The organism is Shewanella sp. 0m-6 (assembly GCF_052977325.1).
Genome location: NZ_JBRIMD010000002.1, coordinates 141851 through 154152, shown reverse-complemented (window position 1 = coordinate 154152; position 12302 = coordinate 141851). Strand labels below are relative to the sequence as shown.

The 12302-nt window shown below is 43.8% G+C and carries 11 protein-coding genes; 6 read left to right on the top strand and 5 right to left on the bottom strand.

Going from position 1 to position 12302, the window contains the following annotated elements; all coding sequences use genetic code 11:
- Positions 1-655: 655 nt before the first annotated feature.
- The 3 genes from ACVBJC_RS02300 (at position 656) to ACVBJC_RS02290 (ending at position 3504) form a co-directional block, all read left to right on the top strand.
- Complete coding sequence (locus tag ACVBJC_RS02300) at positions 656-1930, top strand: serine hydrolase domain-containing protein (protein WP_447159240.1); 1275 nt, start codon at positions 656-658, stop codon at positions 1928-1930.
- Positions 1931-2208: 278 nt separating this feature from the next.
- The gene (locus ACVBJC_RS02295; protein ID WP_447159241.1) at positions 2209-2460 is read left to right on the top strand and encodes a hypothetical protein; all 252 of its coding nucleotides are present in this window, start codon (positions 2209-2211) and stop codon (positions 2458-2460) included.
- 48 nt (positions 2461-2508) lie between these two features.
- Positions 2509-3504: a threonine/serine ThrE exporter family protein gene (locus ACVBJC_RS02290; RefSeq protein WP_447159242.1), complete on the top strand. Its 996-nt coding sequence runs from the start codon at positions 2509-2511 to the stop codon at positions 3502-3504.
- 297 nt (positions 3505-3801) lie between these two features.
- Here the strand turns inward: ACVBJC_RS02290 and ACVBJC_RS02285 are convergent, their stop codons facing one another.
- A complete protein-coding gene (locus tag ACVBJC_RS02285; protein WP_447159243.1) occupies positions 3802-4083 on the bottom strand; it encodes a hypothetical protein in 282 nt (93 codons plus the stop codon).
- A 324-nt stretch (positions 4084-4407) separates the two neighbouring features.
- Here ACVBJC_RS02285 and ACVBJC_RS02280 point away from each other — a divergent pair, with 324 nt between their 5' ends.
- Positions 4408-5586, top strand: coding sequence for a patatin-like phospholipase family protein (locus ACVBJC_RS02280; protein ID WP_447159244.1), 1179 nt, complete (start codon positions 4408-4410; stop codon positions 5584-5586).
- A 20-nt stretch (positions 5587-5606) separates the two neighbouring features.
- Positions 5607-6035 carry a hypothetical protein gene (locus tag ACVBJC_RS02275; protein WP_447159245.1) on the top strand — a complete coding sequence of 143 codons (429 nt, stop codon included), beginning with the start codon at positions 5607-5609 and terminating at the stop codon, positions 6033-6035.
- Positions 6036-6298: 263 nt separating this feature from the next.
- On the opposite strand, the gene ACVBJC_RS02270 is transcribed toward ACVBJC_RS02275, so the two are convergent.
- From ACVBJC_RS02270 to ACVBJC_RS02255, 4 genes are all read right to left on the bottom strand, one after another.
- Complete coding sequence (locus tag ACVBJC_RS02270; protein ID WP_447159246.1) at positions 6299-6931, bottom strand: phospholipase D-like domain-containing protein; 633 nt, start codon at positions 6929-6931, stop codon at positions 6299-6301.
- A gap of 57 nt (positions 6932-6988) precedes the next feature.
- A complete protein-coding gene (locus ACVBJC_RS02265) occupies positions 6989-7234 on the bottom strand; it encodes a hypothetical protein (RefSeq protein WP_447159247.1) in 246 nt (81 codons plus the stop codon).
- A gap of 83 nt (positions 7235-7317) precedes the next feature.
- Entirely contained in the window at positions 7318-9408 is a 2091-nt protein-coding gene (locus ACVBJC_RS02260) for a carboxylesterase family protein (protein ID WP_447159248.1), read from the bottom strand.
- 255 nt (positions 9409-9663) lie between these two features.
- Positions 9664-10842, bottom strand: coding sequence for a threonine/serine exporter family protein (locus ACVBJC_RS02255; protein WP_447159249.1), 1179 nt, complete (start codon positions 10840-10842; stop codon positions 9664-9666).
- Between the two features lie 498 nt (positions 10843-11340).
- Between ACVBJC_RS02255 and ACVBJC_RS02250 the strand changes: the two genes are divergently transcribed.
- The gene (locus tag ACVBJC_RS02250; protein ID WP_447159250.1) at positions 11341-11946 is read left to right on the top strand and encodes a hypothetical protein; all 606 of its coding nucleotides are present in this window, start codon (positions 11341-11343) and stop codon (positions 11944-11946) included.
- Positions 11947-12302 lie beyond the last annotated feature (356 nt).

Genomic DNA, 12302 nt, shown 5'->3' with positions numbered 1-12302 from the left:
TACCCGTGAGACCTTGGCAAGTCCGTGTTAGCGGGGGCTTTGCTCGCTTTGTTAATAAATAAGTTAACGGGGGAGTATAAAGCGGTAACATTGATAGAAGTTATGTTACGTACTCGTTTAAATGCTGATTGGACTATCGAACCTACATCCCCAAAATGCGTAATATAGGACGTTTGTAAGTCGGTAAATATGCTGAACACGTCGTATTCGATCTCAATCACTTTAAAGATCTCACAACCTTCAACTGCAAAACTCATTATCTATGAGCGTGGGGAGTAGCGTAATAATAATGCAGTGAATGATTTGTATCCTTAATAAGCACTCAATACACTTTTGTATGGTTCGATCCATCAATTGCGATTAGTTGAGTCTGCAGTTTGCACTAATAATAGGTCCATCAGCAGATTAAATTCGTTCTACTAGTCAGTACCGTCAGTTGATTTACTTTTAATAGGGAGAACGGCATTTAACGTCGGCGGTAACATCGAGTAGAAATTGAACTAAATATTTAAACAGAAAATAATGTGGTTAAACAGGAGCGCAATATGAACAACTCTCAGACCAAATTGGATCCTACTGCTAAGGAACAGCACACGGGTAAGGTTGAAACTAAACTAATTAATGAGAATGACGGTTCCTTTACGGGAACACGCTCATGCTTGGTGGGCAGGGCTACAAGCCCCTAGAGGTTAATAGTCCTATGGCTCGCTGGAAGAAGCCGCAGTCACTTGAGTATATTGAGGCAGCTACTAAACGCTGTACCTTCCCTAACTGGCAGTCAGGGAACGAAGATTCCGTCTTCTATAACCTGAATATTCCGTCATTTTTCAAGTCCAGAGTGGTAGCCGCACCAGATCAGTTTAGTGTTTTGCAACGTGATATTCAGCCTGCTCTGCTTAACTTGAGTTTTACTAATCTTGATGGCTCGACTAACCCGCAACTGCGTGACTATCTCGTCGGACCACGACAGGTGCAGGCAATGATGATGGCCCATAAAGGTAAGGTTGTGTTCGAGACCTATCCCGGTATGAACCCTACGGATTACCACGTGTGGATGTCAGCCTCTAAAACCACGGTGGGGCTGTTACTGTCGATGCTTGCAAACGAAGGTAAAATCGATCTCGATAAGATGGTGCCTGCCTATGTTCCTGAACTTGCAGGCACAGCTTGGGACGATATTTCTGTTAAGAATGCCATGAACATGTCAGTGGCGCTAGATACAGAAGAAACTTTCGAAAACCTTGTGGATCCAAAATCTTGGATTTCAGGATTCTTTACGGCAGCCTTTGGTGGGGCTGGTGAACCGAGCGAGTGGCGTAAGCTTCTGAAATCGGCCAAGCCACTTCTAAACGAGAAGCCTGGCGACCTGTTTAGGTATTCTTCATCAACCACGCAAGTTCTGGTTTTGATCACAGAGCAAGTCACTCAGATGGCATGGGAGCAGCTCTGGAATGAGCGTGTCTGGTCGAAGATCGGAGCTCGATCACCTTTTATCGTCGGTCTTACTCCGGACGGTTCACCCATTGCTGCTGGTATGAACTTTACCACAGCTGAAGACATGTTACGTTATGCGCTACTCTATACCCCTAGCTGGAACGTTGTAGCACAAAATAAACTCATAAGCGACGAGCTTTTGAAACTGATTCAGACCATGGGTAATCCATCCGCGTATCAGGGGTCCACTGAACTGGCTTATGGCCAGCGATGGTTCGGTGAGACTCCAGCTTTGAATACGGCTCAATGGGATCACGCCTTCAAGGACGGGGCTATGTTCAAACACGGCAATATGGGGCAGGGGATCTACGTAGATCCTGCGCGTGACTTCTGCGGTGTGTATTTTGGACTTGCTACTAACGACGAGAAAATTGCTGGAGTAGATCATTCTCCGGGTTATCTTAGGGCAGCCGCTAAGAAACTTGCCGGCGGCTAGAGAGCAATTCAAGTATCTTACGTGGCATATCGTGCTCTGGGAGTATATTCACTTAAAGCAGCAACAAGATAATTGCACAAAACAGAGTAAGTCACACCAGCATAAGCCATTAAACATTTAAGCTACTGATGCTCTTGAAACCTATGAGAAGAAAGGTGTAGTCAAAGTAAGTCACTGATAAGGACTACTGGTTGTTATAAGCCAGCAGTCCTTTTGGGGAACCCTATTATAATTATAGCGAGTAGTATTAACCCACACGAACGTTCATTAAGGCGAGTATGGAAAATTCACCTGATATAAAATCAGCTACAACTTCTACAGCACCGTTAGTGGGCAGTAGTCATTCTGCAGCCGAAAAAATTGCATTTGACGATGCGTTGCAGTTCATCATTAAAGTCGGTCTTGCAGCCCATAAGTATGGTTCTACGGCCAGTAGGCTACAGTCATTTCTAGTCTCTTTATCAAGTAAGTTTTGTTATTGTGGTGTGTTTAGGTCTACTCCCTCTGAAATCATATTCGCATTACGTTAAGCACCCGATTCACCTCAAAGAGTAGAGATTTTCCCTACAAGTTCAGATGTGGATTTAAATAAGTTAGCGCGCCTGGTGGAGTTACTTAAAGCTTTAGAAGTCAGCAGCTTGTCACTTATTGAGGCAACGGCTGAACTTGAAGAAATTGATAAAATACCACCTGCATGGGGACCTTGGTGGATCGTGTTAGGTTATGTTTTTGTTGGTGCAGGGCTTGCACCTGTCTTAGGTGGTGGTTGGTGGGATACGTTACTTTCTTCACTGTTAAGCATACTTGTTTTTGGTGTTGTAATTACCTCAGGGCGTTTAGGGTCTACCGCGATGGCTTGGATGCCCCTGTCTACCGCTTTTATTTCAAGCTTATTGGCAACTGTGGTGAAAATATTTTGGTTACCAGAACTGAATCTAGTATTGGTTACTCTATCAGCAATAGCGATTATTTTGCCTGGATATACCATCAGTCTAGGTGCCGGAGAACTAGTTGAGCAGCAGGTTTTGTCAGGTATGTCTAATCTTATGAATGGTTTGTTTTGTCTGGTAAAGTTAATTGTCGGTGGTTGGCTTGGGATTAGTTTCGCTAATGCCATATTACCAGATACACCGAGTATAACAGCGGTACCAATTGCACAACTTTGGTTGTTGATATTTTTCCCTATACTAATTGTTGGCTTGTGCCTCGTATTTCAAACTCCACCGCGTGATCTATTTTGGGTTGCACTGGTATCGAATATTGCTTATTTAGGGGTCATGGCGGGCAGTGCATTGGTAGACAGTAATATGGGGAATTTTATCGGCACAGTAATTGCTGTGGTGATCGCTAACCTTTGGGCTAGACAGACTGGACGGCCAAGTTCTATTGTATTAATCCCTGCTGTTGTGATGTTAGTCAGTGGAAGTATTGGTTTTCGAGGGCTAGCGGCAATGGCGGGAGGAGAGTTACTACTTGGTGCACAACAGTTTTTTCAAATGTTTGTGGTAGCTCTGACGATTACCATTGGGATAGTAGTGGGGCACAGCATAGTTCGTCCAGCTGCCACCTTATAGAATCCGATTATTGATTAGTACTGTATAATTTTAACACTAAAATGGATTCAATTTGAAACCATTAGCTATGAATGCTGATTAACATTAAACATGCCGCGTTAACTCGCGGCATGTTTATATTTGAGTGGATCGACTACTTGCTGCCCACAGCTGCAATGTTAAAGCATAAGGCTTAGTTAAGTACCGTATAGCCGCGACCGACCATGCAGTTACGCATAACACTCTGGGTCTGAGCATCGAATTTTTGTTCTGCTCGGCGTTTATCTGCACCATGCTTTAATGCCCCGCCAATCAAACCTATTCCCGCCCCCGCTTTGGCACCGCTAGAGCCACTGCCACCCGATATTGCACCGCCAGCGGCGCCGATGGCCGCCCCTTAGCTGTTGACTTTAGTATGTCATGACCTAGCGAATTGGACGACTGTGGTTCAACTTGCTGGCTTAACTGTTCACACTCATACATATCGGCGTGATATTGCTGGGGGTCGACATTTTTGCTATCGACAATGATGTTGGCTTTGGTGTAAGCCGACACAGATATAAGAAGTGCAGTACTCAATAATAATTTTTTTCTGCTCATAATTGACCTATAGATTAAAACGGATCGGACAAGGTTAATGTACCTGAGCCATAGCTATCACCCACATTCCTTTTGAAGGGTCAAATCCTTCTATCACCGTGAAGCTTTCCTGATCAAATAGTCGAGTTGTGATTGTAGGGTTTAACCCTTCATATGCGATTAATGGCTTCTCAATTATCTGTATAAAATACCCACAATCAAGAATGTAGCAGTGCTGGTGAGGGGAATACCACTAGCAGTATTTTATCAGTTGGACATAAGGCTGTTGTCCGTTGTTTTCAGTATCACTGTCAGACAGTGGTGATAAGTCATTTGGAGATAGTAATGGGTCACACAAAGTCTTTATCTATGGTGATGTTTTTGTCGATGTTTCTTGTGGCGTGTAGTTCAACACACACCCTTGAAAACCGAGTAACCAAAGATAATTACAGAGCGGTAACGGTTGAGTCTAGTGCAACAGATTTAGCCACTGAACCCTATCGAGTTTGGGCAGACGACTCATCAGAATTTTTGTTTGATCCGCAAGAGGGCACGACGCCGTTGCAGGTGAGTGGCGAAAGGTTAAATATTCTTGCGTTGTCAGGCGGCGGCGCTAACGGAGCATTTGGTGCCGGAATTATTAACGGCTTATACGACAGTAATCAATTGCAGGAGTACAGCATTGTTACTGGCATTAGTGCTGGCTCACTGATGGCGCCATTTGTATTTGTGGGTGGGGATGAGATCCCACGTCTAAAAGGGGTCATGCTTAGCCTTAATGACGACCTTATTTTAGGTAAACGTAATTTTCTAAATACGCTGATTAAGGATGCATTTACCGATGGACAAAAGATGTTTGAATTTATCCAGAGCGTCTACACGGCAGAAATGATTGAGCAGATTGCTGTGCAGCATCAGTCTGGTCGTCGGTTATTTATTGGCAGCACTCATTTTGACTCTGAAGAGCTGGTTGTTTGGAACCTTGGTCGCATTGCCGAGAGTGATCTACCTAACAAGGTCACATTGATCCATCAAATTCTGGCCGCGAGTTCATCAATACCAGGGGTGTTTCCACCACAATTTATTGAGGTTAGCCAAGGTGATAAGACCCTTGAAGAGCTACATGTTGATGGCGGACTTACGGTGCAAATGTTTTTCGAAGTGGTCAATGTTGATTACGGCAAGATCAATGAGGCTTTGGGTTTAACGACGACGCCACAGGTACATGTTATTCGTAACGGCATGTTAAAAGTTCCCTATCAGGCAACTGAGGATAAGGGTGTTGACTTATTAAGTAGAAGTCTTGGCAGTATGACGATTCAACAAGCTAAAGGTGACCTGTATAGAATGCTTTATTTCAGTAAAAATAGTGGGTTAGAACTTTCATTTACTTATATGGATGATGAGTTTAACGCACCTAAATCGACCAAAGATATGTTCGACTTACAGTATATGAAAGCCTTGTACCAGCATGGCTATAGCAAAGCTACATCCACTGAACTTTGGTCAACTGAAGTTCCTTAAACTTACCAAAAGGTAATAATATGAAGAAAACACTTATCACCCTAACACTGCTTACGTTGGCTACGAATGTCTCGGCGACCACATTGGAACAGCGTGAAACGGCGCAGGTGGTTCAAGAGATGGAGCAGCTAGTGTCGGTTACTGAGGAGACAGAATTCTTTATCACCATCGATGAAGATGCCAGTTTTGAGCTAATTGAATATAAAGGTTTTATTAAAGAGGTGTTTAGTGAAATCTATATTAGCCGCCAGCAAGCACAAGCGTTTAACCTTGAAACTGCGCATAAGTTTTACGTTTATGGTGAAAAAGATATTGATATTTTGAGCCGTAAAATTGCAGACCGCATCGATGAGCACAGCCCCGCTTTTTTCTCTGTCGATCTATATCGTGATTATCACGGTGATTCTGGTGACTTTAATTACGTCGCTCGGGTTATCGAATACAAATAACATGAGTGACTTAAGTTAAGCCCTCAACTAGTGGGCTTTTTTTGAGACTAGATGATGCTTAAATGCTAAACCCCTCCCGCTACTAAACATCCAGACATAAAAAAGAGCGGTATCAATAACCGCTCCTGTTCATTACCGTTTCTGTTTAGAGTTCCGATCCATCTTCCAGCTGCCTTATAAGCTAGTCTGGCAGTTTGTACCAATCCCCATAATTAGGATTAGTGTCGAGGCTCTCATCAGCGGACTGCCAACGAATACTGCCGTCAGACTGTTGAGTGACATGCCAATAGTTGTACTCTTGTGTGCACCAATAAATAGGTGTTGAGTATCTTGGCAAAGGCTTCGCTTTCAATCACAATCCCAAATTCAATATTGAGAAAGTCAGAGCGAGGGTCAAAAATGGATGAGCCTATATAGGAGATCTTATCGTCAAAAATGAAAGTCCTATTGTGGTAGTAAGTATCGACATGATAAAGATGGTCCTTTATATAGGCATCATCTCTAAATTCATACAGATTTACGCCCATCTTCATTAATATCGGACGATATTCTTCAAAGTCGGCAGGCACAAAGGCAGAATCATTTGACGCAGATGAGTTGTTGATTAAGCTGGCCGCTGCGCCATTATTTACCAGCGTTTCAATAATCTTAAATTTATGCTGCGTGGGGAAAACGTAAGGTGTTGAGATCACAGCCTTCTTAGCGCAACTTATTGAGCTATCCATTAATCGCTCAACACGGGTTATGAAATAGGGCTTGTTATCCTGCTGCTTGGCCAATGAGTCAAATACCGGTGTCACTGCGCTGCGGATAAATGCCATGCTGGTTAAGTTGCCGACAGCTGATGCAATCGCATTAACCACCACGGTATTTTGATCTGTAGTTTTTGTTACCACTTGATAAAAGTGGCTGTAATTTTTAACTCGTTAAATAGTAATAATCCTGTGGTGTCCTTATTCAAAGAATAAGTAGGTTATATCAACCGAGTGCTGTGCTTGGCGAATGAAGTCGATGCGGTGTGCTAGCGCTTCTGAGGCCGATGGAATAAGGTACACATCGCTTTGGTAAGGATACTGTGCCCAATCTGAGTCAAAGGATGCCTCTACTTCTGTATAAGAGGTGGCGCAGCCGGTTAATAGCTGCAAGGACTGTGACACCCACATGATCGCTAGCCACTGCCTAGGTATCTTTATATTCATGAGCTTTTAGATCCTAATTCGGATAATAAAAAGCCAGCTAGGGTTTAACCTAGCTGGCTGATAGAGGGGGATAGATCTTTTGGCTACTTATTGAAGTAGCCTAATAGTAGACCTAAATTTTCTAGGCCAGTTAAACGTCCGTTTCGTAATTTTGGGTCAACACCCGAGTGCTTGGTTTTGTCCCAGCTGGTGACGGTTTCGATATTGCTATCAATGACGATAACATTATCGGTAGCGGTGTCGTATTGATTGTCAGCAAATAGCTCATCACTAAACCAAACGCGTGACATTTTGCTCATTAACTCACTATCTTTATTGCTTGGCTTTACTCGGCTCCCAGCTAGGTTGTATGGCTTGTTAAAGATGAATGGCAACTCTGCACCACTGCACACTTTACCTATACAACTGATTGATTTTATGAGGTCTCCCAGATAGATATTTTCTTCCTCGTTGTAAATTGTCCAGCTATTAAAACTAGCCTGATAGTCAAATTGATATAGGGTGGATGCAACCAAGCCGTTATCACTGGTTTGTTTGGCCTTGATACGTGCAGGGCCGCTGAACAGCATTTCATTGGCCAACTGATTAAACTGCGCCATGTTTGCGGCTGCGCCAGAGAGTTGACTCTCGTCGTTAGGGGCGTAATCGGTCAGTGCAAGTAACTTGTTGGCCAGCTCACTATTGCCTAGTCCAAAGAAAAATTTAACTATGGCCTCGTAGGCGCTACCTGGCAACATATCGCCAAGGTCTACCTGTGCGTCAACTTGTGCAGGTGTCAGCTGCATCAGGCGTTGCCCAAGTTGAGCCAAGTTGTCTTGCGAAGCCAACCAGGTTTGAATAGTCTGTGCTGATTGCTCGATCCCCTCTGGTGCCTCATTCATCTCTTTGATTAACTCAATGATGGTTGGGATTAAAGAGGTTAGGCTAGGCAAAAAGCTGGTGGTGGCGCCATCATCACTGTTAAAACCGACTACCGTAGGCACTGTGTACTCGGTTTGCGCGGGCTGAGTGGTCAGGTGGTAGCCGCTAATTTCAGGTTTCAGGAACGCCTTGGCACGGTACTCTATGTAGGGCGCAAATGGTTTCAGGTGGTGCTGTGGTGTTATCTCGCTGTCTAGTTTATTGGCGAAACACAGGCCACTGCCAACCAAATTATCGGTATCGATGCAGTCTATGCCAGACCAGGTGCCGACCGTTGATACAAGTCCAGTTGCTTTAGATTGAACGGCCAGCAGTTCAGTCAGACTGAGCTCAGCTAGGCTTTCTGTTTGGTACAGTTCTGTATTGTATTGGGCCAACTTGCCGTTAAAGGTCTGTGCCTGGCCATAGGATTTATAATCAAATCCATAAGGGTTGCTTTGCATGATCGCGCGCTGGAAAAAACTACCAGTGATATTGTCTTGAGTTTGGCTCTGTTGCAATATCCCCACAGACATTGCGCCAGCGCCTTGGCCGATAAGCGTCACGTTATTAGGGTTACCGCCAAACAAGTCGATGTTTTCATTTACCCATTGCAGTGCACGTTTTTGATCGCCCAAGCCAAAATTACCGCCTTCAGGTGTCTTGCTGCCATCCTGCCAATAGCTGCCCAAAATACCGAGACGGTAGTTGATGGTCACTGCGATAAATGGCTTGCCATCTATTGCGCCCTGCGCCACCACATTGTCACCTTGCACTAAAGGGTCTGAACCTGAACCCACTTCAAAATCGCCGCCGTGAATAAACACGTATACGGGTAATGATTCCGATGCTGTGGTATTTTCAGGACGCCAAATATTGAGGTTGAGGCAATCTTCCGATTGGGCCTGAATAGTTGTTCGGTTTTGCGGGCAGGCATTGCCGAATGATGTGGCATCACTGATCGTGGCCAATGTTGCGAGTTCACTGTGAGCAAAGCGTGCTGCATTGGCATAGGGAAGTCCTTTAAATACCTCAAGTTCGACACGAGCAGGTGCACCATCAATATCATTGACGACAACGGATTCACGCAGTGCTTGCAGGGTGTTATCACCTATCTGCAACGCTACCTGCTCCGTTGGCAAGGGCTCAACTGGTGCAGGTATCTCTGGTGCGGGATCGGGGTTGGTGACTTCTGAATTGTCATCACTACCGCCACACGCAGCTAAAGATAACGAAACAAGTACAGCGAGGGCCGAGCGATAAAACATCGTCATAATAGACTCCATAGTTCAGTTCATTTGGCATTGAGTGCTGACTCACTTGCCTCCACTGGTTTTAAGTCGAGTGGGTATATATGTCAGGGAACACTTCAATTTATGACGCCATTTTAGTTGTTTTTTTGACCATGGAATAATCGCCGATGAAGGATGAAACCCTCTCAACACATATTGGAAAGGTGAAATTCCGTTTGAAAAATGAGCGGGTTCCCCCTGGTTTTAATTGATTCGTTCTGCGTTAACTCATAAAAACTAGCGATCTTCATGGGTAAAGATAAATCGGTTGTTAAAGATAGAATAGATGATGATTTGGCCGGCCATAATGGCGCAAAACATCAGTAATGCTGATAGTCCTATGCTTGGGATCGGTAAGATTGCGGTAGCAAAGAAAGACTCACTCGCTCCAACAATTATTCGACTTCCCGGTACTAAGATAATGATCCCTTGGATGATATATACCAGCGCGGGAACATTGCGTATTCTTCCCGCAGCGAGTCCGTATAGGGTAATAAGCATAGTGCTTATCCACGTCCCTACTACCCAGTCAGAGGTAAACCAATGAGGGCCCCACATGCCAATTGCCGCTGCGGGTAATCCGATCACAATATCTTTCGCACTGGCATTAAAGATGACCCCAATTGCGACAGATATGCCGATTAAAGCTAGGATATGCAGACTGAAAGGGATGTCATTAACAAAGGGGCCTGCTGTTGTGCTGCCGAAGAGTTGAGTCGATAGGCTCAAACCCAATACGACGCCGATAAAAATTTTTATGACGATGAGTGTACTTTGCGCCAAGAGTTCTATGCCTGAACGAAAGTCATTTAATGTTAGGCTTGCAAGGGCATTGGTTACGGTAAGCCCTGGTATAAACAGGACTATTGATGAGACGCATAGGGCTAACACGGGTAGCTCTGGAAAATGAGAAGCTAAAACCCCAACCACAAAGCTTGATACTAACGCGACTAAAAACTCAATCAGAATCGCACGTTCACCCGTTAACACTACCTGTGAAAGCCAGGCTAGTAGCCCTAACATGAAGGCAATGCCGACGGCAAGATAAGTACTGCCAACCAACATTAAATAGGTTGGTGGCAGTAACATATTGGCGATACAGAGGGTCAGTTTGGAATACTTATCAGCACCTTTAGCAATTCCATCAGCCTTTTGATTTTTTAATGTTGTTATCAATTTCCGTAAATTTACCGAAGGTGGATTTTTATCTTGCATCACCACTTTTTGGGTTGGTTGCTCAAATACCGTCACCATTTTGGTTGGAGTGACATCGATAGCGATCGCCACACCATGTTCGTTGGCATAAGCCTTAGTGTATTGGGCAACGGCGTAGGGTGCACAACCTGATTGATGTAATTTATCTGCAAACGATAAAATGTCATCCTGCTGTAAAGGCGTTTCATTTTTAACTTTCATGGCTGGTACTCAGTGCGTGGTCATTAATGATGGCAACTTTGGTATGGATAGAGGTGGCATGAACAGAAATGGTAATGATTAAGTCATTCACTTTACAATCGCATATAGAGGGTTGAGTCCTGCGAAAAAGAAAGGGCATTCAGTTCAATGCACTTCACTGCTGAGAAAGAGGTTGTTAAATCTACTAATAGACAATTTTACCTAACGTTTTCATCGCGTAATTCACTTCACTTTACAAACGGCCTGATAAGAGCTTTGCCATTTGAATGGTTTGACCCGTCAAATGAGAGTTATTGTTAGTTTAAACTCACCGTTAACTGGCTCCAGTTATTGACTTACACCCATTTTTACGGAGCTACAAATCATGTCATCACTTACTAAAACTATCTTAGCCACGACACTCGGCCTTGCGTTGACTGCTAATGTTTTGCGCAGGAACAAGTTCACGATGTTGATCCTTCTGATCTAACAAAAGCATCAACATCTGCCTATGTTGGTGTGAATAATAAGGGGGACGTTAAGCTATCGGGCTCACTAGCCTATACACTTGATAATGGACAGATGGCGATGGGCACTATCGAAGGAACAATGAATAAGCAGGGTGACTATAATGATAGTCGTATCCAGTATTTTCATGTGTTTAACATTGATAACGCGGTGACTCCACGTGTCGCGGCATCACTTGATATCATCGTTAATCAACAGTTTACTACTACTACTGCGGTTGGTGGCATTGTTATGTTTACCACCCCTGCTGAGTCGCTGAATATTTTTGTTCGTGGCGGGGTATTAGCAGGTTCATATGATGAGGATTTTGCTAATGCCATGGGAGAAAGTGATACTCATACTCATACTGATATTGTTGGTGGTATGGCGGCTTATTTCTCATGGAAAACAGGTGATGATGGTACCTATATCATGTTTAGCCCAGAATACACCTATTTAGGTGGTAGCATTGAAGACAATACTTTGAAAACATCGATAACGTTTGGCACTCCCTTGTCTCAAGATAAGTCTAAATGGGGCCAATTTAAGCTTGAAAATACCGTGAGCACGATGAGGCCTAGTTCAGAAAAGATTGATATCGATGACACTGCAGCCTAGTTCTTCTTTAAAGCTTACTTTTAAAGGCTACTCAATCTTTCCCGATCTTAAGCCAGTTGAATTGTTCAACTGGCTTTTTTGCGTCTAAAATACGTGCTAAGTACAACCTTGTTAGTTTAATTGAGTGAACTTTTTGCCGATAGTTTGAGCCTCCAAGGTCGTTATAAAAACTGTAAATGGACAAAGTCATAGGGCTCGGAAGGCTATTTAGGAAACAAGCTGCTTAGCTCGCTAATATCTTTATGGGCTGAAATTATTATAAATTTTTAATAAACAGCCTTGTATGAGTCAGTATTCGAAACACACCAATAGCGTGATCGTGCTCAGGATTTTTGCCTGGGGAAGGTATATATTAT